General features: G+C 64.6%; 24 protein-coding genes. 8 read left to right on the top strand and 16 right to left on the bottom strand.

The genetic code is table 11. The features are described 5' to 3' along the window. Positions 1-69: 69 nt before the first annotated feature. The 3 genes from Q8N40_RS23650 to Q8N40_RS23640 all read right to left on the bottom strand — a co-directional run bounded on the left by Q8N40_RS23650 (position 70) and on the right by Q8N40_RS23640 (position 2,552). A complete protein-coding gene (locus Q8N40_RS23650) occupies positions 70-1,002 on the bottom strand; it encodes a glycine--tRNA ligase subunit alpha (protein WP_305317953.1) in 933 nt (310 codons plus the stop codon). A 338-nt stretch (positions 1,003-1,340) separates the two neighbouring features. After that, positions 1,341-1,532, bottom strand: coding sequence for a hypothetical protein (locus tag Q8N40_RS23645; RefSeq protein WP_305317958.1), 192 nt, complete (start codon positions 1,530-1,532; stop codon positions 1,341-1,343). Between the two features lie 108 nt (positions 1,533-1,640). Continuing rightward, positions 1,641-2,552, bottom strand: coding sequence for a S49 family peptidase (locus tag Q8N40_RS23640; protein ID WP_305317954.1), 912 nt, complete (start codon positions 2,550-2,552; stop codon positions 1,641-1,643). A 12-nt stretch (positions 2,553-2,564) separates the two neighbouring features. Here Q8N40_RS23640 and Q8N40_RS23635 point away from each other — a divergent pair, with 12 nt between their 5' ends. Continuing rightward, a complete protein-coding gene (locus tag Q8N40_RS23635) occupies positions 2,565-2,762 on the top strand; it encodes a hypothetical protein (protein WP_305317955.1) in 198 nt (65 codons plus the stop codon). A gap of 9 nt (positions 2,763-2,771) precedes the next feature. On the opposite strand, the gene Q8N40_RS23630 is transcribed toward Q8N40_RS23635, so the two are convergent. Both Q8N40_RS23630 and Q8N40_RS23625 read right to left on the bottom strand, forming a co-directional pair. Further along, positions 2,772-3,548: a tRNA1(Val) (adenine(37)-N6)-methyltransferase gene (locus tag Q8N40_RS23630; RefSeq protein ID WP_305713514.1), complete on the bottom strand. Its 777-nt coding sequence runs from the start codon at positions 3,546-3,548 to the stop codon at positions 2,772-2,774. Continuing rightward, positions 3,541-3,768 (bottom strand): DUF2007 domain-containing protein, encoded by a 228-nt coding sequence (locus Q8N40_RS23625; RefSeq protein WP_305713513.1) that lies wholly within the window; start codon positions 3,766-3,768, stop codon positions 3,541-3,543. The genes Q8N40_RS23630 and Q8N40_RS23625 overlap by 8 nt, the downstream gene beginning before the upstream one ends. Before the next feature lie 167 nt (positions 3,769-3,935). Here Q8N40_RS23625 and Q8N40_RS23620 point away from each other — a divergent pair, with 167 nt between their 5' ends. Next, complete coding sequence (locus tag Q8N40_RS23620; protein ID WP_305319900.1) at positions 3,936-4,946, top strand: polyprenyl synthetase family protein; 1,011 nt, start codon at positions 3,936-3,938, stop codon at positions 4,944-4,946. Positions 4,947-4,990: 44 nt separating this feature from the next. Here the strand turns inward: Q8N40_RS23620 and Q8N40_RS23615 are convergent, their stop codons facing one another. The 3 genes from Q8N40_RS23615 to Q8N40_RS23605 form a co-directional block, all read right to left on the bottom strand. Continuing rightward, positions 4,991-5,875 carry a 4-(cytidine 5'-diphospho)-2-C-methyl-D-erythritol kinase gene (locus Q8N40_RS23615; RefSeq protein WP_305319901.1) on the bottom strand — a complete coding sequence of 295 codons (885 nt, stop codon included), beginning with the start codon at positions 5,873-5,875 and terminating at the stop codon, positions 4,991-4,993. A 50-nt stretch (positions 5,876-5,925) separates the two neighbouring features. Then, positions 5,926-7,716, bottom strand: coding sequence for a tetratricopeptide repeat protein (locus Q8N40_RS23610; RefSeq protein ID WP_305713512.1), 1,791 nt, complete (start codon positions 7,714-7,716; stop codon positions 5,926-5,928). 267 nt (positions 7,717-7,983) lie between these two features. Further along, positions 7,984-9,642 (bottom strand): electron transfer flavoprotein-ubiquinone oxidoreductase, encoded by a 1,659-nt coding sequence (locus Q8N40_RS23605; protein ID WP_305713511.1) that lies wholly within the window; start codon positions 9,640-9,642, stop codon positions 7,984-7,986. Positions 9,643-9,881: 239 nt separating this feature from the next. Here Q8N40_RS23605 and Q8N40_RS23600 point away from each other — a divergent pair, with 239 nt between their 5' ends. Continuing rightward, positions 9,882-10,712 carry a uracil-DNA glycosylase family protein gene (locus Q8N40_RS23600; protein WP_305713515.1) on the top strand — a complete coding sequence of 277 codons (831 nt, stop codon included), beginning with the start codon at positions 9,882-9,884 and terminating at the stop codon, positions 10,710-10,712. Between the two features lie 100 nt (positions 10,713-10,812). Here the strand turns inward: Q8N40_RS23600 and Q8N40_RS23595 are convergent, their stop codons facing one another. The 3 genes from Q8N40_RS23595 to Q8N40_RS23585 all read right to left on the bottom strand — a co-directional run bounded on the left by Q8N40_RS23595 (position 10,813) and on the right by Q8N40_RS23585 (position 14,422). Continuing rightward, positions 10,813-12,321, bottom strand: a complete 1,509-nt coding sequence (locus Q8N40_RS23595) for a glycosyltransferase family 39 protein (protein WP_305713510.1) — start codon at positions 12,319-12,321, stop codon at positions 10,813-10,815. Positions 12,322-12,414: 93 nt separating this feature from the next. Next, entirely contained in the window at positions 12,415-13,161 is a 747-nt protein-coding gene (locus tag Q8N40_RS23590) for a ribonuclease HII (protein ID WP_305713509.1), read from the bottom strand. A 97-nt stretch (positions 13,162-13,258) separates the two neighbouring features. Beyond that, on the bottom strand, positions 13,259-14,422 hold the full coding sequence (locus Q8N40_RS23585) for a PA0069 family radical SAM protein (protein WP_305713508.1): 1,164 nt from the start codon (positions 14,420-14,422) through the stop codon (positions 13,259-13,261). A gap of 194 nt (positions 14,423-14,616) precedes the next feature. Here Q8N40_RS23585 and Q8N40_RS23580 point away from each other — a divergent pair, with 194 nt between their 5' ends. Further along, on the top strand, positions 14,617-15,186 hold the full coding sequence (locus Q8N40_RS23580; RefSeq protein ID WP_305319908.1) for a glycosyl transferase: 570 nt from the start codon (positions 14,617-14,619) through the stop codon (positions 15,184-15,186). Between the two features lie 210 nt (positions 15,187-15,396). After that, positions 15,397-16,329 carry a helix-turn-helix domain-containing GNAT family N-acetyltransferase gene (locus Q8N40_RS23575; protein WP_305713507.1) on the top strand — a complete coding sequence of 311 codons (933 nt, stop codon included), beginning with the start codon at positions 15,397-15,399 and terminating at the stop codon, positions 16,327-16,329. Positions 16,330-16,369: 40 nt separating this feature from the next. Here the strand turns inward: Q8N40_RS23575 and moaB are convergent, their stop codons facing one another. After that, positions 16,370-16,930, bottom strand: a complete 561-nt coding sequence (gene moaB, locus Q8N40_RS23570) for a molybdenum cofactor biosynthesis protein B (protein WP_305713506.1) — start codon at positions 16,928-16,930, stop codon at positions 16,370-16,372. Positions 16,931-17,103: 173 nt separating this feature from the next. After that, complete coding sequence (locus tag Q8N40_RS23565; protein ID WP_305319911.1) at positions 17,104-18,036, bottom strand: neutral zinc metallopeptidase; 933 nt, start codon at positions 18,034-18,036, stop codon at positions 17,104-17,106. Positions 18,037-18,286: 250 nt separating this feature from the next. On the opposite strand from Q8N40_RS23565, the gene Q8N40_RS23560 reads away from it, so the two are divergent. The 3 genes from Q8N40_RS23560 to Q8N40_RS23550 all read left to right on the top strand — a co-directional run bounded on the left by Q8N40_RS23560 (position 18,287) and on the right by Q8N40_RS23550 (position 20,659). Continuing rightward, entirely contained in the window at positions 18,287-19,420 is a 1,134-nt protein-coding gene (locus Q8N40_RS23560) for a site-specific DNA-methyltransferase (RefSeq protein WP_305713505.1), read from the top strand. A 101-nt stretch (positions 19,421-19,521) separates the two neighbouring features. Beyond that, positions 19,522-19,851, top strand: a complete 330-nt coding sequence (locus tag Q8N40_RS23555) for a hypothetical protein (protein ID WP_305713504.1) — start codon at positions 19,522-19,524, stop codon at positions 19,849-19,851. Between the two features lie 121 nt (positions 19,852-19,972). Next, positions 19,973-20,659 carry a glutathione S-transferase family protein gene (locus Q8N40_RS23550; RefSeq protein ID WP_305713503.1) on the top strand — a complete coding sequence of 229 codons (687 nt, stop codon included), beginning with the start codon at positions 19,973-19,975 and terminating at the stop codon, positions 20,657-20,659. Positions 20,660-20,707: 48 nt separating this feature from the next. Here Q8N40_RS23550 and Q8N40_RS23545 read toward each other — a convergent pair whose 3' ends face one another. From Q8N40_RS23545 to Q8N40_RS23535, 3 genes are all read right to left on the bottom strand, one after another. Then, positions 20,708-21,112: a RidA family protein gene (locus Q8N40_RS23545; protein ID WP_305322192.1), complete on the bottom strand. Its 405-nt coding sequence runs from the start codon at positions 21,110-21,112 to the stop codon at positions 20,708-20,710. Between the two features lie 60 nt (positions 21,113-21,172). Further along, complete coding sequence (locus Q8N40_RS23540) at positions 21,173-21,790, bottom strand: glutathione S-transferase family protein (protein ID WP_305713502.1); 618 nt, start codon at positions 21,788-21,790, stop codon at positions 21,173-21,175. Positions 21,791-21,856: 66 nt separating this feature from the next. Beyond that, entirely contained in the window at positions 21,857-22,333 is a 477-nt protein-coding gene (locus tag Q8N40_RS23535; protein ID WP_305713501.1) for a nuclear transport factor 2 family protein, read from the bottom strand. Between the last annotated feature and the right edge of the window lie 28 nt (positions 22,334-22,361).

Genomic DNA, 22,361 nt, shown 5'->3' with positions numbered 1-22,361 from the left:
CCCCATCCCCCCCCCCCCGCCCGCCATTGCTTGGGCCAGCGACCCTCCCCCTCCAGGGGAGGGTAAAAATCACGCCGCCCCGCCCGCTTCGGTGTGGACCCAGGCTTCGCCGCAGGCCTTTGCCAGTTCGCGCACGCGCATGATGTAGCTCTGGCGCTCCGTCACCGAGATCACGCCGCGGGCGTCGAGCAGGTTGAAGGCGTGGCTGGCCTTGATGCACTGGTCGAAGGCCGGCAGCGCCATCCGGTGCGCGTCGCGCTTGCCGTCTTTCCATCCGGCGTCGAGATATTTTTTGCAGGCTTCCTCGGCCATGGAGAATTGCCTGAACAGCATGTCGGCGTCGGAGTGTTCGAAATTGTGCCGCGAATATTCCTGCTCGGCCTGCAGGAATACGTCGCCATAGGTCACCTTCTCGGCACCCTCGCGGCCGTTGAAATTGAGATCGTAGACGCGGTCGACGCCCTGCACATACATCGCGAGGCGCTCCAGCCCGTAGGTGAGTTCGCCTGACACCGGCGAACATTCGACGCCGGCGACCTGCTGGAAATAGGTGAACTGCGACACTTCCATGCCGTCGCACCAGCACTCCCAGCCCAGCCCCCAGGCGCCGAGCGTCGGGCTTTCCCAGTCGTCCTCGACGAAGCGGATGTCATGCAGCGCGGAGTCGATGCCGATCGCGGCCAGCGACTTCAAATACAGTTCCTGCAGGTCCGGCGGCGACGGTTTGATGATGACCTGGAACTGGTAATAGTGCTGCAGCCGGTTGGGGTTTTCGCCGTAGCGGCCGTCTTTCGGCCGGCGCGAGGGCTGCACATAGGCGGCCTTCCATGGCCGCGGCCCGAGCGCCCGCAACGTGGTGGCCGGATGGAAGGTGCCCGCGCCCATTTCCATGTCGTAGGGCTGAAGGATCACGCAGCCCTGATCGGCCCAGAACCGCTGCAAAGCCAGGATAAAGCCCTGGAACGAGCGTTCCGGGCGCATGTGGGCGGGAATGGCGTCCATCGTCAGAATCGGTCTCGCGAGGGGGTATGAAAGCGCGCGGACCGTATCGGCGGGGGAGCGGGGAATCAAGGCAATGCCCGGAACCTTCGGCGGCCCAAACGGTTACCCTTCCGAATACCGGCGCGCCGGCATTCGTGATCGGTCGATCATGAACACTGAAGCAACCGGGCGTCCGCTACACACGAACTAACCTCCAGGCTTGCTACGCCGGTCCTCACGGGTGGTGCCCCACCCCGAGGCCGGCGCAAGTGTTTTTGGGGGGTACCCAATCAATTCATTGACGAGCGTCAAATCGTAGCCCGGATGGAGCCAATCGGGCTACGGGATTGCGTCGTCGTTCACCCCGGCCGGTAGGCGCCGGTGTCGGGATCGCGCCGCAGCGTCGGAATGTCGTTGGAGCGGACCTGCTCGGCGACCCGTGCGAGCCGCGCCTCTTCCAGTTCGCGGTTGACCCGCTTGGCGGTCTTGTAGGCCCAGCGGACCACGGCCAGACTACCCAAAGCGCCAGCAAATGCGATCAGCGGTGGCATCGGTCGATCCTCGTCGTTCATGCGTCAGCCCCGATTGGCAGTCTCGCGCAAGCCGGCCCCGGCCGCAATCGCCTTGTCCGGGGCCAAATGGCGCGGGGTGTTGCGTCCTCAGAACCCGAATTTGGCCCAAATTGCCCTTGTCTCCAGCGCGGAAATCAGTTCGTCCGGCAGGCTGGCGATGCCTTCCGCCGACGCCAGCGCGCCGGCGCCGGCCGATTTGCGGCCCAGCAGTCCCGACAGCATTCCGCTCGGCGGCGCCACCACCGGCGTCAGCACCTTGTCGCCGTAGCGGCCGCGCAGCGTCGAGCGCAGGTCGCCGATGGCGTCCGCAAGGCCGAGCGAAACCGAGCTTTCGCCGGCCCAGTACTCGCCCGAGAACAGCACATCATCCGTGCCCTTCAGGCGGCCGCCGCGGCTCTCCTTGACCAGCGCGATGAAGAGGGCGTGGATCTCGCGCTGCAACGCCTTCACCCGTGCGACGTCATCGGGGTTTTCGGGCAGGAACGGATCGAGCATCGCCTTGTGTTCGCCGGCGGTATACAGCCGCCGCTCGACCCCGATCTTCCTGATCAACTCCTGAAACCCGAAAGTGCCGCCGACCACGCCGATCGAGCCCAGGATCGAGGATGGATCGCAGAAAATCTCGTCGCCCGCGCAGGCGATCATGTAGCCTCCGGACGCCGCCACGTCCTCGACGAACACCAGCACCGGCAATTTCTTTTCCGCTGCGAGTTGCCGGATCCGCAGGTAAATCTGTCGTGATTGCACCGGCGATCCCCCCGGCGAATTGATCACCAGCGCCACCGCCCTGGCGTTCCTCGTCGCAAACGCGCGCTCCAGAACCCTGGCGACGCCGGCCAGCGACATGCCCGGCCGCAACGGCGTCACCGCGCCGATCACACCGGACAGCCGCACCACCGGCACGACCGCCGTCCCTTTGCGCAAACGCGCCGGGACGAATTTCATCAGCCGGTCGATCACATCCGCGATACCGCCGCGTGATTCAGTGGGTTCCGTCATGCCATTACCTCAATGTTAACCATTATTTATCACGCCGATGTCATTGCAGAAGCTGGAACGCCGTTGGCTTTGTGCTGGTTATCAGGCTGCAACGGCGCAGTGGAGAAAGACATGAAGATCTATCTGCTGGTGATGCTGATTGGCGCACTTTTGACGGCGATTCACTTTACTTCCGCGCCGGATCAGCGCTCGGAAACGCTTCCGCAGTAAGCAGTGCCATCAGGGTATCGCCAACGGCAATACCCCCTTCCCCGCCAGGATATCCTGCACCCCTCGATCGGGCGCCCCCGATTCATCCCTGAGCATCAGGCCGGCCAGGATGTGCGCCGGCGCCTTGCCGCCCTTGACCGCGCGAACCAGCAGACGGATCGCAGGCTTCCCGGCGTCGCCATGAACCGGCAGGATCGCGAGACTCCCGAAGCCGCGATCCAGCGCCGCCAGCACTTCCCCAATTGCATCGGCTCGCCAGATCAGACTGAGCACACCGCCGGATTTCAGGATCCGCCGCGCCGCATGGACCCAGTTCTCCAGCGTCGAGGCATCCGCCAGATGGGCCAGTGCCTTGTCCGGCGAGGCGCGGTGCCGCGCGGCGTCATTGAACGGCGGATTCATCAGCACGATATCGACGCTGTCGGGGCCAAGCCCGGCCGCGGCGAAGGCCGGGGCGGCGGACGCCACATCAAGCACCACCGCATCGGCCGCGATCGCATTGGCGGCGGCATTTTCCCGCGCCAGCACGGCGAGATCGGCGTCGATCTCGACCAGCACGAGTTCTATCCCGGCCACGCGCCTCGCGACCGCGAGACCGGCGGCGCCGATTCCGGCGCCGAACTCAACCACGCGATCCCCGGAACGAGCTGGCGTCGCCGCGGCCAGCAGCATGGCGTCATGGCCGGCGCGGTGGCCAGACCGCGGCTGACGCAAGTGCAATTGTCCGCCGAGAAAGGTATCCTCGGTGAATTCGGCTACGTCGGAAGATCCGGCGGAGTCAGTCATCGGCCCGCAGTTCGTGGGCGAGGCCGGCGTCGCTGAGGATCTGCCGCGCCTCGCGGTTGTCGTCCTCATGTACCAGGATCCGGCGCGGCAGGATTCCGAGCGAGCCCTCGATGATGCTCATGTTCTGGTCCAGCACCAGATGGTGGATATTGGCGCCGTCGAGCAGCGCGCCGACCGCCGAAACCAGCACGATATCGTTGGTCCGAACCAGTTCCCGCAATTGTGGCGCTCCTTTGCCGATCCGCTGCAGGGCGGGCGGGCGCCTGTCAACCGCTACCTGCGCCTTACCTGCCCTTACCTGCCCTTACCTGCCCTTGCCGCCTACCCCCGCACTTTCTATTATTATAACTCAAAGGTAGCCCGAATTGGGCAAATGTGGAGACCAGCGTGGCGGTTATTGTACCCTTCGAGAGCCCGTCGAACGCGTCGATAGATGGCCTGGTCGGGCTCGTCGCCGCCGACATGGAGCGGGTCAACGCGACCATCCTGTCGCGGACCGGCTCGGAAGTGACCATGATTCCGGAGGTCGCCAACCACCTGATTTCCTCAGGGGGAAAACGGCTGCGTCCGATGCTGACGCTGGCGATGGCCAACCTCACCGGCTATTCCGGCGACGGTCATATCAAGCTCGCGGCCTCGGTCGAGTTCATGCATACCGCGACCCTGCTGCATGACGACGTGGTCGACGAAAGCGAACTCAGGCGCGGCAAATTGTCCGCGCGGATGTTGTGGGGCAACGAGGCCAGCGTGCTGGTCGGAGATTTCCTGCTCGGCCAGGCATTCCGGATGATGGTCGAGGTCGGCTCGCTGCGCGCGCTCGACATTTTGTCGTCGGCCGCTGCCACCATCGCCGAAGGCGAAGTGATGCAGCTGGCGGCGGCGAAGAATACCGCGACCACCGAGGACGAGTATCTCGCCGTGATCCGCGGCAAGACCGCCGAACTGTTCGCCGCGGCCTGCGAGGTCGGCCCCGTGATCGCCAACCGTCCGAAGGCCGAGCAGACCGCGTGCCGCTCGGTCGGCATGAATCTCGGCATCGCGTTCCAGCTGGTCGACGACGTGCTCGACTATGGCGGCAAGGCCGCCAAACTCGGCAAGAACATCGGCGACGATTTCCGCGAAGGCAAGATCACGCTGCCGGTGGTGCTGGCGTTCCGCCGCGGCAACGACTCCGAACGCGCGTTCTGGAGCAAGGCGCTGGAGCGCGGCGAGATCGCGGATGGCGACCTCGATCACGCCATCGGGCTGATGACAAAACACCGCGCGCTGGAAGACACCATCAACCGCGCCCAGCATTACGGCGCGATGGCGGTCGACGCGCTGGCGCTGTTCCCGGCCTCGCCGATGAAAACCGCGCTGGAGCAGGTAGTGGCGTTCTGCCTGGCGAGATCGCATTAGCGGCAGTGCCGTCGTCAGTGCGTGGCAGGTGACGACAAGTCGAACTAGCTCAAAATCCCCGCATGCACCCACCATTGCGGATGATCGCGCTGGATCTGCTGCGCCGCGCGCTTCGCGTCGGCGGTGTTCTCGTAGATCGCAAAGCAGGTGGCGCCGGAGCCCGACATCCGCGCCAGCCAGGCGCCGTTGCTGGCGCTGAGGGCGGCAAGCACGTCGCCGATCACGGGTTGAATGCGCGTGGCCGGGGCTTCGAGGTCGTTGTGTTCGGCGGCGAGCGCTTCGACCCAGTCTTCGAGCGAGGCGCCGGCTTCCGGCCAGTCGGTGCCGCGGAACACGTCGGTCGCGCTCACCAGCAACTGGCCGTTGCGCAGGCCCAGCGCCTTGAACACGTCCCTGGTGGCGACAGGAACGCGCGGATTGACCATCACGCAGGGCATTTTCGGCAGGCTCAGCGGCAGCAGGGTTTCGCCGACCCCTGTCATGACGCAGGCGTTCGAGGCGAGGCATACCGGCACGTCGGCGCCGGTCAGCCGCGCCACCTCGATCAGGCGCGGATCGTCGAGTTCAAGGCCGTTGGCCCGCGCCAACAGCCGCAACGCTGCGGCAGCATCGGCCGAACCGCCGCCGATGCCGGCGGCGACCGGCAGCATTTTGTCGAGGAGGAAATCGCCGAGCACGAGATCCGGCACGCGCTCGCTGAGCAGCTGCGCGGCCTTGAACACCAGATTGTCTTCGGCGTCGCCGCAGGCCTGCGCCAGCGGCCCGGTGGTGTTGAGATTCAGCGCGGCGCCCGGCGTCAGGGTGATTCTGTCGGCGCAATCGGCGAATGCCACAACGCTTTCGAGGTCGTGATAGCCATCGACGCGCCGCCCGACCACCCGCAGGGTCAGGTTGACCTTGGCACGCCCCTCTTGCACCAGCTCTTGCATCAACGCCGGCATCGCCGACCAGCCCTTCGATCAGCCGCCCTCAAGCGCACTCAGCCGCCCTTGCCGTCTTCTTTTTTCTTGTCCGCAGAAGCCGCCGACGAGGTGTCTTCCGGCAGACCGTTTTCGAGCTTGAGTTCGATCTTCGGCAGTTCGTCCGGCTCGGGCTTGAGGTCGCGGGCGTGGGCCCACTGGAATTTGGCCTCCAGGGTGCGGCCGACACGCCAGTAGGCGTCGCCGAGATGGTCGTTGATGGTCGGATCTTCCGGCTTCAGATCGATCGCGCGCTCGAGGTGCTTCACCGCGTCCTCGAAATTGCCGATGCGGTAGTACGCCCAGCCGAGGGAGTCCACGATGTAGCCGTCATCCGGGCGCTGCTCGACGGCGCGCTTGATCATCTTCATGCCCTCGTCGAGATTGATGCCCTGATCGATCCACGAGTAGCCGAGATAGTTCAGCACATGGGGCTGCTCGGGTTGCAGCTCCAGCGCCTTGCGCATGTCAACCTCCGCCTTGCTCCACTGCTTGGAGCGCTCCAGGCAGATGCCGCGGTAGTAATAGGTCACCCAGGCGCCCTTCTCGCTGCCCGCCGGCATCACGTCGATGGCATTGGTGTAGGTCCGGGCGCAGTCGGCGAACCGCTTGCGGCCGCGCTCGATATTGCCGAGCGCCATGATGGCTTCGATATCCCTCGGATCTTCCGCGGTGACGCCCTTCAGGATCTTGATCGCCTCCTCGCTGCGCTCGGCGGCGTCGAGGTTGGTGGCGAGCTGGATCTGCGCATTGCGCTTCAGCGGCGAGGCGGCCGGCATGCGCTCATAGACCTTGATCGCCATCGGCGGCTTCTTCACCGACTCGTAGAGATCGGCCAGCGACAGCAGCGCCAGCGGATGATTGGGCGCGAGATAGAGCGACAGCTGCAGATAGACCAGCGCGAGATCCTCGCCGCCGCGGCGGGTCAGCGTGGCGCCGATACCGTACAGCGCCTCGGCGGCGCCGGCCTGCGGCGTATCCACCAGCGGCGTCAGTTTCTTGCCGGCCCTGGTATCGCGCAGGCCTTCCTGCACCAGGGGATGCCGCGCCAGCTTCTTGTCGAACGCCGCGTAGACCGCGGTGGCCGCCGCCGGGTCCTTGCCGCGCGACAGCCATCGCGCATAGGCGTCCGCCACCCGCAGCATGGAATCGTCGAGCTTGTAGGCGCGCTCCAGCCGAACGCCGGCGTCCTTTTCCTTGCCCGCGAGTTCCAGGATCATGCCGGAATGCAGATCCTTGAAGATCGGATACCACTCCGGACCGGTCAGCTTGTCGATGTTGGCGACCGCCGACTTGGCGTCGCCGGCGCCGTAGCTGGCCCAGCCCGCCAGCAGCGTCGCCACGAGGTCGGTGATCGGTCCGCGGATCGACTGATTGATGTTGAGCTGCGCGGTGGCGTATTTCTTCTGCTTCAGATCGCGTACCCCGACCACGAGGCGGGCGACCCGATTGGACTTGTCGATCGTCAGAATACGGTCGGCGAGCTTGACCGCCTCGTCGATGTCGCCATCGGCGAGCGAGGAGATGAAGGCGCGATCGAGCAGTTCGTTGTTCTTGGGATCGCTGCGCAGCGCCGAGCGGTAAAACGCCGCGGCCGAGGTGGCGTCGCGCTCCACGCTGGCGTGGCGGGCGGCGAGATAGCTGCCGGAGGTGGTCAGCGACTTGAGGTCGCTCTTGGTCGGGAACTGGGCCGACGTGCCCGCGGAATGATCCGGAGTCTGCGCCGACAGCGAGCCCGGCACGGCCAGCACGGCCAAGGCGGCAAGGGCAAGGATCCGGCCATCGAGGCGATTGAAACGATTGGAAAACATCAGGGTTTGCCTAGCTCCAGGGATTTCAAGGATCGTCTCGGATGCGAACCCGGCCAGCGGCATCAAGGCAAGCAACAATGCCGCGTTTGGCGTTGAACCGCAAGGATACGGGGTGGCGAATCGATTGGCAGAAAGCCCCGGTGCCACTGGCCGGCTTCCGGACCGGCCCGGTCTGGAAAACGCTTTCAGTGTGGCGGTATCGTGGCCGGAAGCGCCGACCCTGGGCTGCCTTGGTCCAAACTTGGACCGCCGCTCACGCGATCGTGGTCACATCGCCTCGTAATTCGGACCGCCGCCGCCTTCCGGTGGAACCCAGGTGATGTTGCCGTTGGGATCCTTGACGTCGCAGGTTTTGCAATGGACGCAGTTCTGGGCGTTGATCTGGAAGCGGGGACCTGACGGCTCCTCGACCCATTCATAGACCCCGGCCGGGCAATAGCGGTTGGACGGGCCGGCAAAGACCTCAAGCTCGGAGGTCTTCTGCAGGTTCATGTCGGCGACCTTGAGGTGAACCGGCTGGTCTTCCTCGTGGTTGGTGTTGGACATGAACACGGAAGATAGCTTGTCGAACGATATCTTTCCGTCCGGCTTCGGATAGGCAATCGGCGCATGCGCCTTGGCCGGATCGAGCGTCTTGCGGTCGGGCTTGGCATGCGACTGGGTGCCGAACAGCGAGAAGCCCAGCGTGTTGCACCACATGTCGATACCGCCAAGCGCTACGCCGATGATGGTGCCGAACTTCGACCACAACGGCTTGACGTTGCGGACCCGGTAGAGGTCCTTGCCGACCGCCGATTCGCGCCACGAATTCTCGTAGTCGACCAGTTCGTCGTTGGCCCTGTTGGCGCCGAGCGCGGCGACAACGTGCTCGGCCGCCTGAATGCCGGTGCCCATCGCATTGTGCACGCCCTTGATGCGCGGCACATTGACGAACCCCGCGGCGCAGCCGACCAGCGCGCCGCCGGCAAAGGTCAGTCGCGGCACCGACTGGTAACCGCCCTCGGTGATGGCGCGCGAACCGTAAGCCAGCCGCTTGCCGCCTTCGAACAAGGTGCGGATCGCGGGATGGGTCTTGAAGCGCTGGAATTCATCGAACGGCGACAGATACGGATCGTTGTAGTTGAGATGCAGCACGAAGCCGACCGCCACCAGATTGTCGTCATAATGATAGAGGAACGAGCCGCCGCCGGTGGAGTTGTTCAGCGGCCAGCCAAACGAATGCTGGATCAGGCCCTTCTGGTGCTTGGCCGGATCGATCTGCCAGACTTCCTTGAGGCCGATGCCGAATTTCGGCGGTTCGCTCTTGGCGTCGAGGGAGAATTTCGCGATCAGCTGTTTTGTGAGACTGCCGCGGGCGCCTTCGGCGAACAGCGTGTATTTGCCAAGCAGTTCCATGCCGCGGGTAAACGAATCCTTCGGCTTGCCGTCCCTGCCGACGCCCATGTCGCCGGTGGCGATGCCGCGCACCGCGCCTTTTTCGTCGTACAGAACTTCCGCCGCGGCAAAGCCCGGATAGATATCGACGCCGAGCGCCTCGGCCTTGCGCGCCAGCCAGCGGCACACCATGCCGAGCGAGCCGACATAGCAGTGATGATTGTTCATCAGCGGCGGCATCACGATCGCCGGCAGCGGAATCGCCGACCCCGCGGTCATCCAGTAGAACTTGTCGGTCTTGACCTGGGTCTTCAGCGGGCAGTCGGCGTCCTCGCGCCAGTCCGGCACCAGCTTGTCGAGCGACACCGGGTCGATCACCGCGCCGGACAGGATGTGCGCGCCGACCTCGGAACCCTTCTCCACCACGACGATGGTGAGGTCGGCGTTGAGCTGCTTCAACCGGATCGCGGCTGCGAGGCCAGACGGCCCGGCGCCGACGATCACGACGTCGAATTCCATGGATTCGCGCGGCGGTAATTCTTCGGTGCTCATGATCTGGTTCCGGCCGGTTGAGAACGCCTCTAAACGACCCCGTTGTTTCCGATTTTTGAGCGGAGAACAACCACCGAAATGAGTTTCGCAACCGCGCGAGACCGCCTAGAGCCTTTTCCGTTTCGATTGCATCGAAACGGGGCTCTAGATTCTTGATTTGACGCGTTTTCTTGACGCGAACCGGTTTCCACTTCGCTTGAAAACGCTTTAGATTGGGCCGGATGTCGCAGACAACAACCATGACGCCTGAGAGCGCCCCTACCGTCCAGCAATTGCTCGCCTTTTACCTGGAGTCCGGGGTCGATTGCGCGCTGACGGATGAGCCGGTCAACCGGCTGTCCGATCCAGAAATAATGCCGGCCGCCCGCGAACCGGCTCAAGTTCAACCGGTCAGGACGATTCCAGCCACGCCCGCCGCGATCCCGGCAGCGCGCGCCGAGGCCGCGGCGCCGGAGGCCGCCATCCAGTCGGCGCGGGAAGCCGCGCGAATTGCGCCGTCGCTGGAGGCGCTGCGGGCGCTGCTGGAAACCTTCGACGGCTGCGCGCTGAAATCGACCGCGACGCGGCTGGTGTTCGCCGACGGCAACCCGCAGGCGCGCATCATGTTCGTCGGCGAGGCGCCCGGCCGCGAGGAAGACATCGAGGGCCTGCCGTTCGTCGGACGCTCCGGCAAATTGCTGGACCGGATGATCGCGGCGATCGGGCTCGACCGCTCCAGCGCCTACATCGCCAATGTGATTCCCTGGCGCCCGCCCGGCAACCGCACGCCGACCCCTCAGGAAACGCAGATCTGCCTGCCGTTCATCCAGCGCCAGATCGAACTGGTCAATCCGGACGTGCTGGTGACGCTTGGCAATCCCTCCACGCAAACCCTGCTGTCGACCCGCGAGGGCATCATGAAAACCCGCGGTCGCTGGTTCGACTACGACACCGGCACAAGGAAGATCCGCGCGCTCGCGACGTTCCACCCGGCCTATCTGCTGCGCTCGCCGTCCTACAAGAAGATGGCGTGGCTCGATCTGCGCGCGATCGCGCAGGCGCTGGAGCAGGCGAAGACCCCCTCATCCTGAGGAGCGGCGGATTCGCCGCGTCTCGAAGGATGAGAGATACGGGCTCTCATGGTTCGAGACGCGCGAAGACGCGCTCCTCACCATGAGGAATGCACAGTGCTCACGATCCCTTCGGCCGCACGATGGCCCAGCCGATCCGCAGCAGCGGCTGGCGGCCGGTGACCAGCCAATCGAACGCCCGCGGCACTTCCGGCACCAGGCCGGGGAACCGCTGCAGCAGTTCAGGCGGCGGAGTGCCCTCGGTGTCGGAGGCGCGCCAGACCACGACGCCGCCGGTCTCGTTGAATTTGGCCGGAGTCAGCCACGGTGTCCGCTGCGGCGTCGCGTCGAGCAGAAGATGCGGACGCGCCTTGTCCAGCGTGATCAGTTTCGCCAGCTGCGGGTCACCGGCCACCGCCCGCAGGCGCTGGTTGGTGCGCCGCTCGAAACTGTCGCCGAAGAAATGCGCGATGGCGCGTCCGGGCATCGATGTCGACACTTCGGCGCTGCCGGTCCATGGCAGGAACAGCGTCCCCGCGATCGCGGCCAACGCCGGCGCAACGACAATGAGCGCCCAGACCGAGCGCAGCAAACGCTGGCGCCGCAGCTGAATCACGTCGCCGGTCACGATGATCGCCGCCAGCCCCGACATCAGCAGCGCGATGCCGGCGCCGCCGACGACGCGGTCGTAATTGAACAGGCCGGCGATCAGGCTTCCGGCCAGCGCGGGCGCGATGGCGAAGAAATAGACGAAGTCGCGGGCCATTGTATCGACCGGCGGCCGAAAGATGATCGGCGCCTCTTCGGGGTGGCGCGCAAACCAGCCGGAGTTGAGCGCCGCCAGCAGCAGGATGCCGGAAATCGCCAGCAGCAGCCCGCCGAGCAAGATGCTCCAGTGCAGCGCCCTGCCCTTGAGATCCGCGATATCGGGCCATGGCGGCAACGCCAGCATGTCGGCGCGGACCAGCCAGATCAGCCAGGGCAGCACCAGCACGACGATCACCAGCAGCGCGAACAGCGGATCGAACGAATTCAGCATCCGCCGTCCGCGCCGGGTGGCGAGCGCAAAGCCCGCGATCAGGAGCAGGAGGCCTGCCGCGGCGGCGGTGGTCAGCAGCAGCAGGCCCGCTTCGATCGACCACGCAAACCATGCATTGCGCCGGCTCTGGCCAATCAGCTGCCAGGAATGCAGCAGCAGCAGCGCCCATAGCGGGCGCGCGAGCACCAGCGGGCCGAACTCGACGCCGGGCGAACTGAAGGCCGTTACTGTCAGCGTCAGCAACACCACGAGCACCGCCTGCTGTGCGCCGACAATGGCGCGCGCCAGCAGAAACAGCGTCCAGAACGTCGTGATCGCGCAAAGCTGCGCCAACAGATAGACGCCGAACATGTGGTTGCCGGCGGCGCGGAACGCGATATCGGCGAGCCAGAACGCCAGCGGCGGGCCGAGATCGGTGCCGACCCGGTACTCCCGGCCGAACGCCAGCACGGTGGCGAGTTCGTCGGGCGGGCTTCGATACAACAGCAACGGCACAATCAGCCAGATGGCGGCCTGCGCGAGCACCACCAGCAACACGATCAAGCGCGGCCGGGCGCGGATCAGTTCGATGATCAGGGAGGTGAAACGCATGAAACGTCCGAAAATGCCCCACCCGGCCCGACCAGCCGGCCTATTCAATGTCGAACGCTTGATAGAGCGCGTCAGCCGCTGAGGCAACTGGCGCTAGATGGCGGCGGCAACCTCGGAGCCTGCGGGCGCTTCCCTCGTCAGAAGGTCGGGTTCGACGGCTGACAGGTGATGTTTTTCCCGCGCGGCCACCACGGGGGCGAAGAAACGCCGGTGATAGGCGCTCGGTCCGAGCCGGCTCAGCGCCGCAAGGTGCTCCGGCACGCCATACCCCTTGTGCTGCTCGAAACCGTAGCCCGGACAATCCTGCGCCAGCGCGCACATCAGCCGGTCGCGCGTCACCTTGGCGATGATCGAGGCCGCCGCGATCGACAGCACCAGCCCGTCGCCGCCGATCACGGCGTCGCAGTCGCAGGCGACATCGAGCTTGTCGCGGCCATCGACGAACACATGCCGCGGCGCTTCCGGCAGCGCCTGCACCGCGCGCATCAGCGCCCATAGCGAGGCGCGCAGGATATTGTCGCGATCGATCCGCGCCGGCGACGCAAAGGCGACCGCAAACGACGCGGTCGCGCAGATTTCCTCGAACAGTTCCTCGCGGCGTTCGGCCGTCAGCCGCTTCGAATCATCCATGCCCTTCGGGATTCGCCTGGGGTCGAGCACCACGGCGGCCGCCACCACCGGGCCGGCCAGCGGACCCCGGCCGGCCTCGTCGCAGCCGGCCACCGGCCAGACACCGCGTTTGATCAACGCGCGCTCGCGGCGAAAGCTCGGCGGTGCGACGGCGATCACGCCTCTGGGCAGTCGCCTGGGCTTTTCTTTTTCGGATTTGTCGCGAATCATGCCGGGATCGTGCGCAAGCGCGCCCGGCGGCGCAACCGGGAACTCGGCGCAATTCCCGTTATTTAGAAAAAACACCGCTCGCAATGACGACTACGTCCTAAAACAAACTCAACTGCTGCCCGCTGCGTTTCGGCCGGGCGAAATGATCCGTCGTCAGTTTCGAGCGCCGCTTGTTGAGTCCGAGTTTTTCGCAAGCGATTTCGAACCGGCGACCGATCATCCAGGCCATCGGGCCGGTGCCCTTCATCCGGGTTTCCCATTGCGAATCGTAGTCGCGCCCGCCGCGCATGTCGCGGATCAGGGTGAAGACGTGGCGGTAGCGGTCGGGATAATTCGCCATCAGCCATTCGCGAAACAGGTCGCGCACCTCAAGCGGCAGCCGCAGCAGCACATAGCTCGCTTCCCTTGCGCCGGCATGAAAGGCGGCATCGAGAATGCGCTCGATCTCGGAATCGTTCAGCGCGGGGATTACGGGCGCCACCATCACGGTGGTCGAAATTCCCGCCTCCGACAGTTGCCGCAGCGCCTCCAGCCGCTTCGCCGGCGTCGAGGCCCGCGGCTCCATGGTGCGCGCCAGTTCCGGATCGAGCGTGGTGACCGACAGCGCCACCTTGGCGAGATTGCGCTTCGCCATCCGCGCGAGAATATCGATGTCGCGGGTCACCAGCGCCGATTTGGTGACGATGCCGACCGGATGGCCGGTGCGTTCCAGCACCTCGAGAATGCCGCGCATGATCTTTCGCTCGCGCTCGATCGGCTGATAGGGATCGGTGTTGGTGCCGATCGCGATCATCCGCGGTTCGTAATCCTGCGCCGCCAGTTCCTTTTCCAGGAGCTGCGGCGCGTCGGGCTTGGCGAATAGTTTCGACTCGAAGTCGAGCCCCGGCGACAGGCCGAGATAGGCATGGGTCGGCCGCGCAAAACAGTAGACGCAGCCATGCTCGCAGCCCCGGTAGGGATTGATCGAGCGGTCGAAGCCGATGTCGGGCGAGTCGTTGCGGGTGATGACTTTGCGCGCGGTATCGAGCGCGACCGTGGTCTTGAACGGCGGCAGATCGTCGAGGCTCTGCCAGCCGTCGTCGAAAGCGACCCGCGCCTCGGCCTCGAAGCGGCCGGAAGAGTTGGATTGCGCGCCGCGGCCACGCCGCCGCTCGCGCTCGATCGCGACCGCGAGTTCGGGAAAAGGAGAAGGTACACCCGCCGGCTCGGAGGGCGCCGTGACCGGCGGGTGCTTGAGGGCATGTGAGGATGCTCGGCTCATGTCTGGAACATAGCAGTCTGAAAGAACAAAGCAAGAACATTAAATTCAATCATCCACAGCCAAGTGTGACCGCGCGTGAACGCCTCCCGATTGGCGCCCTGCCGCAAAAAGCTGCAACCGGCGGGCTGATTTGAGTGTGACAAGGTGATAACAGTGCGGCGTTTTCCCCGCATTGAGGCATCGCAGAAACGTCCATGCTGAGCGTCATCATTCCCACCGACGGCGTCGAACAGCCGGCCGTGGCCACGCTCGCCGCGCTGGTGCCGGGCGCCGCGGCCGGCGTAGTGCGCGAGGTGCTGCTGGTCGATCGCGCCGGCAACGGGGTGATCGAGCGCGTCGCCGATGTCGCGGGTTGCCGGTACCTGGCCTTTCAGGGATCGCATGCCGCGGCGCTGGCGGCCGGTGCCCGGCAGGCGCGTTCGCCCTGGCTGATGTTCCTGCGCGCCGGCGCGGTGCTCGACTCCGGCTGGATCGAGGAAACCACCCAGTTCATCCAGGGCGTCTCCAACAGCGGCCGTCCACGCGCCGGGATCTTCCGCTACGCCCGCTCGCCCTATGCCGATGCGGGCCTGCGCGACGGGATCAAATTCATCGTGCGGATGATCACCGGACCCACAGCGGAACAGGGCTTGCTGATCGCGCGCGATCACTACGACAAGCTCGGCGGCTACGCGCCGGACGCCCGCCGCTCCGAAGCCAGGCTGCTGCGCCAGCTAGGCCGCTCCTCGCGCACCTTGCTGCGCAGCCGGATCATGGTGGCGTAGCGCCGGCTGCTCTGGCTCGGCAAGTCGCCCGCTGCCCATGCTTCGAGACGCTCGCGTCGCTCGCTCCTCAGCATGAGGTTGTCGTGTTTCAGCAAGTTGACCTCATCCAGAGGTGCGCGCCCTTGCGCGCCTCGAAGGATGAGCCGCAAGCACAAAATTACTTGTCAAAGTCAAATAATTATTTGACACTGGCAAGTATCGAGGTGCGCGATGACTCCACACGATTCCGACGACGACCAGATATCAGCGGTCCGGGCTTTCAACCGGTTCTACACCCGCAAGCTCGGCGTGCTGGATCAGCAGTTGCTGAAAAGTCCGTTCTCGCTGAGCGAGGCGCGGGTGCTGTACGAACTGGCGCACCGGGAGGACGCGGCGGCGAAGGAGATCGGGATCGAACTCGGGCTGGATCCCGGCTATCTCAGCCGCATCGTCCAGAAGTTCGACGAAGCCGGGTTGATCACCCGCAAGCCGTTGCCGTCCGACCGCCGGCAATACCGGCTCGGCCTTACCGCCAGGGGGCGTCAGGCTTTTGCAAAACTCGAACGCAGTTCGCATGACGACGTCGCGGCCCTGCTGGCCGCGTTGCCGGGAAGTGACCGCGGGCGGCTGGTCGGCGCGATGGCCGCGATCGAACGGCTGCTCGGCGAAAACAGCGTGCCGCCGCCCCCTGCGATCCTGCGCGATCCCCGGCCGGGCGATATGGGATGGGTGGTGCAGAGCCACGGCGCGCTCTATGCCCGCGAATACGGTTTTGATTCCTCGTTCGAAGGCCTGGTGGCGGAGATCGCGGGAAAATTCCTGACCTCGTTCGACGCTTCGCGCGAGCGCTGCTGGATCGCCGAACTCGACGGCGTCCAGGTCGGCTCGGTGTTTCTGGTCAGGCAGAGCGACGATGTCGCCAAGCTGCGGCTGCTGCTGGTCGATCCGGCCGGACGCGGACAGCGACTGGGCCAGCGGCTGGTCGGCGAATGCATCGCGTTCGCGCAGGCCTGCGGCTACCGCAGGATCACGCTGTGGACCCAAAGCATTCTGATCGCCGCCCGCAGGATCTATCAGGACCAAGGCTTCGTGCTGGTCGACACAGAGCCGCACCGCAGTTTCGGCCAGAGCCTCGTTGGCGAGACCTGGGAGCGCGAGTTGTGAGCGGGATACGTCGCGATCCTTCGGGCTCCCGGAATGACGATCAGACCGACGCGCCTTGCGCCTTCGGGCGGCGTAAATGCTCGTCCAGCCGCGGCATGATCTCGACGAAATTGCAGGGCCGCGTGCGGTAATCGAGCTGCGGCGCCAGAATGCCGTCCCAGCCGTCCCGGCAGGCGCCCGGCGATCCCGGCAGGCAGAAGATATAGGTGGCGCCGGCGACGCCGGCGGTGGCGCGGCTCTGGATCGTCGAGGTCCCGATCTTGGCGTGGCTCAGCATGTGAAAGGCGATCGAGAAGCCGTCCATCCGCTTTTCGAACAACGGCTCGATCGCCTCCGGCGTGACATCGCGGCCGGTAAAACCGGTACCGCCTGTCGTGATGATGACGTCGATGCCGGGGTCGGCGATCCATCGCCTGACGATGGCGCGGATCGCATCGACTTCGTCGACGATGATCTCGCGCGCCGCCAGCGTGTGCCCGGCGGCGGCGATTCGATCCGCCAGCGTGGTTCCGGACTTGTCGTCCGCCAGCGTCCGCGTGTCGGAAACCGTCAGCACCGCGATGTTGAGCGGGACGAATTGTTTTGTTTCATCGATGGACATCACCTGAACCTCCCAGCCTCTCTACGTCATCCTGAGGTGCGCGCGCTTGCGCATCTTGAAGGATGGGCAGCGGGCATCTTGCTTCTCATCGCATACTTCGAGGCTCGCCCAAGAGCTCGCACCTCTCAGCGACGAACGCTACCGCGTTCGCGCGGGGATGACAGCGGAAGAATCTAGAGCACTCCCGCGCCGAACGTGTTGCAGGACTGCACCGTGCCCTGCTGGTAGCCGGTCATGAACCACTGCTTGCGCTGCGCGGCGGAGCCGTGGGTGAACGAATCCGGCACCACACGCCCCTGCGCCTTGCGCTGCAGCGTGTCGTCGCCGATCGCGGCGGCGGTCTGCAATGCCGCATCGATGTCACCGGGCTGGAGGAAGCCCGGACGCTTCTTTTCCTGCCGATTGACCCAGACGCCCGACAGGCAATCCGCCTGCAGCTCGACCTTGACCTGCAGCGCATTGGCTTCCGCCTTGCTGCCGGCCTGCTGCTGCATCCGGTTCACGCGCGGCAGGATGCCGAGCAGGTTCTGGATGTGATGTCCCGCTTCATGGGCGATGATATAGGCCGCGGTAAACTTGCAGGCATTGCCCGAACAGCCGCGGAACTTGGTTTCGACCTCGCGGAAAAACGCGGTATCGAGAAAGATCTGCTTGTCGGGCGGACAATAGAACGGCCCCATCGCCGACTGCGCCATGCCGCAGCGTCCGCCATTGGTGGCGTTGCGAAACAGCACGATGCGCGGCCCCTTGTAGGTTTGGCCGCTGGCCTTGAAGATCTCGTCCCAGCGATCGTCGATCTCGCCGAGCACGCCAGATATCATGCTGCCCATCTCGTCGGTCGGCGCTCCCTTTCTTGCAGGTTCGGAGGACCGGCGTTCGGATTGATAGGACGGCGCCTGGTTGCCGCCGGTGAGAATTTCGGCGCCGCCGATCAGGATGCGCGGATCGATGCCGAAGGCATAGCCGACGATGCCCAGCACGATGATGGTGCCGATGCCGAGCCCGCCGCCGCCCATCCGCATGCCACCGCCGCCGCCCATTCCGCCGCCGCCGTCGTCGCGGCGATCGTCGATATTGTCGCTGCGGCGGAAGTCATCGTAACGCATGGCGGTATTTCCTCATTCCAGCTGGCTGGCGGCGTACTCGCCGACACCTAACGCGGCAGTCGGGTATAATTTCCATTCCATTAATCAATAACCTGCCCGGCAATTATTGCCTAGCCATCAATCACAACCAGGACGCACGCAATACGCGTGCTCGATAACCCCGTGTTTACCTCGGCACGTCAATGTACGGCCAGTCGGTTGTTTAGTCCCGCGTCGCCGACAGCGTCGCCTGAGTCAGAGTATTTGAGTCATGGTTGAGTCGCGTCGCGGGGCGTCTGCAAGGGCGCCCCGCACACAATTTGAGTCAGAGTCGAGTGCTCGTATCGTCGTAGGCGATTGCGTCGCCGAGATGTCGAAGCTTGCCGCAGGTTCGGTCGATCTGGTGTTCGCAGATCCGCCGTACAACCTGCAGCTCAAGGGCGACCTCAAGCGCCCCGACGAATCCCATGTCGACGCCGTCAACAACGACTGGGACAAGTTCGCGTCCTTTGCCGCCTATGACGATTTCACCCGCGCATGGCTGCTGGCCTGCCGCCGCATCATGAAACCGTCGGCGACGCTGTGGGTGATCGGCTCCTACCACAACATTTTCCGCGTCGGCTCGATCATGCAGGACCTCGGCTTCTGGGTCCTCAACGATATCGTCTGGCGCAAGACCAATCCGATGCCGAATTTTCGCGGCCGCCGTTTTACCAATGCCCATGAGACCATGATCTGGGCGGCGCGCGACGAGAAAGCAAAAGGCTATACGTTCAACTATGAAGCGCTGAAGGCCGCCAATGAGGACGTGCAGGCACGTTCCGACTGGCTGATCCCGCTGTGCACCGGCGACGAACGCCTCAAGGGCGCCGACGGCAAGAAGGTTCATCCGACCCAGAAGCCCGAAGGCCTGCTGGCCCGCGTGCTGCTGTCATCGTCAAAACCCGGCGACCTCGTGATTGATCCGTTCAACGGCACCGGCACCACCGGCGCCGTGGCAAAGCGCCTCGGCCGCCGCTACATCGGCTTCGAGCGCGACCAGACCTATGCGACCGCAGCGGAAGCCCGCATCGCCGCGATCGAGCCGCTGCCGGAAGCCACGCTAGCGCCGTTCATGACCGCGCGCGATGCCCCGCGCGTGGCATTCTCCGAACTGATCGAGCGGGGCATGATTTCACCCGGCACAAAGCTGGTCGATTCCAAGAAACGCCACGGTGCCCTGGTGCGCGCCGACGGCGCCATCATGCTCGGCGACAAGGTCGGCTCGATCCACCGCATGGGCGCGGTGGCGCAGGGCTCCGGCGCCTGCAACGGCTGGACCTTCTGGCATATCGAGACCAAGAAGGGCCTGCGGCTGATCGACGAGCTGCGCGCCGAAATCCGCTCCGGCATGGCTGCCGTGTAAATTCAGCGGGCCGCCGCATCCTATTCCGCCTGATTTCCTGCTATACATTGCGTCATCCGTACTCCGCACCGGCCGCCATTGACGGCTCGATGGAGGATCCGATGCGATCCCGAACGTCCGAAGCGTTGATTGTGCTGCCGCTGCTGCCGATCTTTCTGGGCGGCCTGCCGCCGATGCTGATGCTGAGTTTTTTGGGCTTTGCCGGCCTGGTCATTCTCGGCATGCTGTTGATCTGCGTCGGCCTCTCCGGCGGGTTCGATGCCAACAATGCCTTCAACGAGGAAGTCATCGTGCACGGCTATGCGCGCCGCTCGGAACGCGCCGCGCAGGCTTCGAACCTGCATTCGGCGATCCGTTTCGGGACCATGATGACGGCGATCGGGACCGGGTTCATCGTCGCCGGGGTGGTCGGGTTCTTCTGGTTCGGCTGAGCCGCGCCCTCACAAACTCGTCGGTTGCGCTCCCCGCAAAAATTTGAGCATGGAGATGCCGTCAGCGGCATCCTTGCCGCGTCCCGATTTTTTTCGGCAACAAGGAAACAAGGGGGAGTTAATGCTCAAATTCTACTTCAACGGATCGCCCAACCCGACCAAGGTCGCGCTCTTCCTTGAGGAAGCCGGCATCGCCTACCAACCCGTCGCCGTCGATACCCGCGCCGGCGACCAGTTCAAGCCGGAATATCTCGCGGTCAATCCGAACGCCAAGGTGCCGGCGATCGACGACGACGGCGTCAAGGTGTTCGATAGCAACGCCATCCTGCTGTATCTGGCGGAAAAGACCGGCAAGTTCCTGCCGCCGGCTGGCCCGGCCAACCGCGCCGAGCTGCTGTCCTGGCTGATGTTCGTCGCCACCGGCGTCGGGCCCTTTAGCGGCCAGGCCGTCCATTTCAGGCACTTTTCGCCTGAAAAAATCGACTACGCCCATAACCGCTATCAATTCGAGGCGCAGCGGCATTTCGGCATCCTCAACGACCATCTGGCCAAGCGCCGCTATATGGTCGGCGACACCTACACCATCGTCGACATGGACGTTTGGGGTTGGGCCCGCATGATCCCCTTCATCATGGGCGAGGACGCCTTTGCCAAATATCCCAACGTCAAGCGGCTGGTCGACGAAATCTCGGCACGGCCGGCGGCGGCCAAGGCGATCGCGCTGAAGGACAATTTCAAGTTCAAGGCGGAAATGGACGACGAGGCGCGCGCCAACATGTTCAAGCACCTCGCGGTGAAGGCGGCCTGATCGCGCAACCGTTACAGGACGGCGCCCTTCGCGGGCGCCGTTTTCGTTTCAATCGTCCAGCGCGGCAATCGCCTCGATCTCGATCAGCCAGCCCGGCCGCGCCAGCCGGCTGACGACCACCAGCGTGCTGGCCGGCGGCTTCTGCGTGTTGACGTAGCGGTCGCGGATCGCCCGCATTTTTGGCACCTCTTCCTGACCGACTTCCGCCACCAGGTAGATGTTCATCTTGACGATATCGGCCATGGTGCCGCCGGCCGCCTCGACCGCAATCCTGACATTGCGGAACACCTGTTCGGCCTGCGCCTCGAAATTGCCCTCGCCGACCAGCTTGCCGGAAGCGTCGCTCGACACCTGGCCCGCGAGATAGATCATCGTGCCCTTGTTGACCTTCGCGATGTGCGAGTAGCCGACCGGCGGCGAAAGCGTCGCCGGGCTGAAGAATTCCTTGCTCATGCTTTTCCTCCAATGCATCACCCCGTCAGCGGAGGCCGCGACGACGTGGGATTTTTCAGTTCAGCGCTTCTCATCCGCCAGCACTTTCTGCACCGCCGGCCGCTCCGACATTCGCTTGTAATGATCCGCCACTTTCGGAAGGGTCGCGATATCGACACCGTCGCCTTCGAGCCATCCGGCAATCGTGAACAGATAGGGATCGCAGATCGTATACTGCTCGCCCATCACCCAAGGTCCCCGCAGCATGTCGAGCTCGATCAGGGCAAAACAGGCGGCCATGGTCTGCGGCACCTTGCGCTTCATATCGGCAAAGGAAGATTCTTCCGTGGCCCAGCGCGGGCCGCGCATCTTGTGGGCATGATTGATATGCACGGTCGAACACAGATAGCTGTTGAAGGACTGCGCCTGCGCGAAGGCGAAGGTATCGTCCGGCGCCAGTCTCGCCTGCGGAAAGCTCTGTGCGATGAAAGCGAGCATCGCCGGCGTCTCGGTCAGGGTGCCGCGATCCGTCACCAGCGCTGGCACCCGTCCCTTCGGATTGACCTTGAGATATTCGGCGCTGTTCTGCTGGTTGTTCTTGAAATCCAGCCGCTCGGTGGTGTAGGCGGCGCCGGCCTCCTCCAGGGCGATATGCGAGGCCAGTGCGCAGGTGCCGGGGGCGTAATAGAGCTTGAACATGTCAGTCCTCATGTGAACGCCCGACGTTAGCGGTACGTCGCCCGATGGTCCACCCCCGCTCCCGCGTCAAGAAGCGCGCACCTGAAGCCTGCCTTCGAGATAGACGCTGGCGATCGTGTCATCGGCGGGCTCATGTTCCGGAGCAACCGGTGTCAGTTGGGCCTGGATGCACTTCCAGGCGCCATCCTCGAACAGATAGGTATCGGTGTACATGGTCATGCCGGTCACTTCCTGTCCGTCGCGGCGGCGGGTGTGCTTGTTGGTGGCGCGCACCAGCGCGACATCGCCGATGACGGTGATGAGTTCGTCGCGGACATCCCAGTAAACGATCACCTTGGGATCGAAGGCCGTCGCCCAGTATTTCAGATAGCTGACGCGATCCAGCCGCTGGCCGGTGGGCCAGATGTTGATGAAGTCGGGATGCAGCATGGCATCGTGCGAGGCCACGTCGCGAGTGATGAAATTGTGGATGAAACGCGCGTTCAACGCGCGCAGTTCGTCCATGGTCCCGGCCGGATGATGATGTCGCTGGGCAAGTTGCATTGCTGCCTCCAGGGTTCTTGCAGGGTTG

The sequence above is a fragment of the Bradyrhizobium sp. genome, assembly GCF_030693485.1.
Taxonomy (GTDB): domain Bacteria; phylum Pseudomonadota; class Alphaproteobacteria; order Rhizobiales; family Xanthobacteraceae; genus Bradyrhizobium.
Note: the sequence above shows the minus strand (reverse complement) of the source record. Positions and strands in the feature narration are given on the sequence as shown.